General features: G+C 64.1%; 1 protein-coding gene and 1 pseudogene. One reads left to right on the top strand and one right to left on the bottom strand.

What is annotated here, in order from left to right; translation table 11 throughout:
• Positions 1-96 precede the first annotated feature (96 nt).
• On the top strand, positions 97-1,146 hold the full coding sequence (locus ACMO6A_RS10835) for an ABC transporter ATP-binding protein (RefSeq protein WP_009304660.1): 1,050 nt from the start codon (positions 97-99) through the stop codon (positions 1,144-1,146).
• Positions 1,147-1,250: 104 nt separating this feature from the next.
• Here ACMO6A_RS10835 and ACMO6A_RS10840 read toward each other — a convergent pair.
• Positions 1,251-1,973: pseudogene (locus tag ACMO6A_RS10840) on the bottom strand (hypothetical protein); the annotation flags it as partial.

The following is a 1,973-nucleotide window of genomic DNA, read 5'->3' on the forward strand; positions in this document are numbered from 1 at the left end:
GGCGCGCGAGGTGGAGACCGCCGAGGCGCTGTTGGCTGCCGAAGATCTGCGCGAGGCGGAGATCGAGGAGATCGAGAAGGAAGAGGAGGCGAGCCGATGAGCGAGAACACCGCGAGCAACGCGACCGCGTCCGCGCAAGCGGGCGCGGTCGAGCAGGACATCCTGCTCGACGTCCAGCACCTCACGAAGCGTTTCGCCGCAGACACGAACTTCTTCGGCAAGGCGACCTCCTACGTGCAGGCCGTGGACGACGTGAGCTTCCAAATCCGCAAGGGAGAGGCGTTCGGCCTGGTGGGCGAATCGGGCTGCGGCAAAACCACCGTAGGCAAGATGCTGGTGAACCTGCTGAAGCCCACGTCGGGCAAAATCGTCTTCGACGGCAAAGAGCTGACGGCGATGAAGCCGGCCGAGCGCAAGCAGTACTGCAAAGACATCCAGCTGATCTTCCAGGATCCCTACGCGTCGCTCAACCCGCGCATGCGCATCGGCGACATCATCGCCGAGCCCATCATCACGAACAACATCCTGCCGAAAGACCAGGTGGAGGATCGCGTGAACGAGCTGTTAGAGCGCGTGGGCCTGGCGAACTACATGCGCAACCGCTATCCCCACGAGTTCTCGGGCGGCCAGCGCCAGCGCGTGGGCATCGCGCGCGCCCTAGCCGTGAACCCGAAGCTCATCGTGTGCGACGAGCCCGTGTCGGCGCTGGACGTGTCCATCCAGGCGCAGGTGCTGAACCTGCTGGACGAGCTGAAAGAGCAGTTCGGCCTGACGTACCTGTTCATCGCGCACGGCCTGAACGTGGTGAAGCACGTGTCCGACCGCGTGGGCGTCATGTACCTGGGCAAGATGATGGAGATCGCCCCCAAGAACGCGCTGTACGCCGACCCGCTGTCGCCGTACACGCAGGCGCTGCTGTCGGCCATCCCGTCGGTCGACCCCGCCGCCAAGAAGGAGCGCATCATCCTGGAAGGCGACGTGCCCTCGCCCATCGACCCGCCGCCGGGCTGCCGCTTCGCCAGCCGCTGCTTCGCGAAGGTGAACGGCTGCGACGAGATCATGCCTCCTTTGGTCGAGGTGAAGCCCGATCATTGCGTGGCCTGCCACCGCTACGACAAAGGCGGCCCCGGGACGGCCGTGATCTGACAACGAGAACCTCGCCGCCCCCGCGCGATCGAACCGCCTCCCATTTCTCGGACATGAGAAATGGGAGGCTTTTTCATGTCCGGGCGCTTTTTTGCGAAAGCACGTCAAGAGCGCGTCAACAGCTGGCGAAGGCCGGGGGTCACGGGGAACTCAAAGGCGCGCTTCGTGCGGACGCACTTCAAAAACCCAAGGTCGACGAGACCGTACAGGTCGGCACGCGCCGTGGCGTAAGCGACCTTGTGGGTTTTCTGATGCGACTCGATGCGAAACACCGCCTCAGGATTGCTGAGGGCCATCTGCAGCACGGAGCGCTGCCGATGATTGACGTCTACGTCGTTTCGCAGCGCGCGCACGAACGCCTCATCACGTTTGAGCATGCGTTTGAGCTCCGCTTCGACCTCGTCCAGCTTCTTGCGCACCAAACCCGTCGCCACGTCGATGTGGATGGTGTAGTCGACCTCGCCGTCAACGAGGACGGCGGCGTCTTTCACCAGCGACATGACGGCGGGCGGGCGAAGGATGCCGCTTTCCCAGGCGCCCATAGGCTTCACGATGGGCACGTACGCCAACACGGGCCGTTCCGTCTTCCTGAACAACAGCTTCATCATGAGCGAGCACACGGCGCCGTTCCAATCCGGCAGCGGGTGCACGCTCATGAACAGGTGGCGGACGCCCAAGGCCAGCAACAGCGGATGCTCGGCATACGTTTCGCTGTTCTCCTCGATGATCTTCGACACGAGCGCGAGCGCCGCAGAGCGATCGAGCGGCTTGCGCTTCCACAAGCGGGAACCCTGTCGCGACGAACGGGTGACCTGGCGCTCCACGCC

Origin of the sequence: Eggerthella sp. (assembly GCF_048329335.1) — a bacterium.
GTDB lineage: Bacteria > Actinomycetota > Coriobacteriia > Coriobacteriales > Eggerthellaceae > Eggerthella > Eggerthella lenta.

Bases quoted from the DNA above. Each gene is read 5' to 3' on its own strand.
- ACMO6A_RS10835 (WP_009304660.1), top strand. From the start codon at position 97: ATGAGCGAGAACACCGCGAGCAACGCGACCGCGTCCGCGCAAGCGGGC.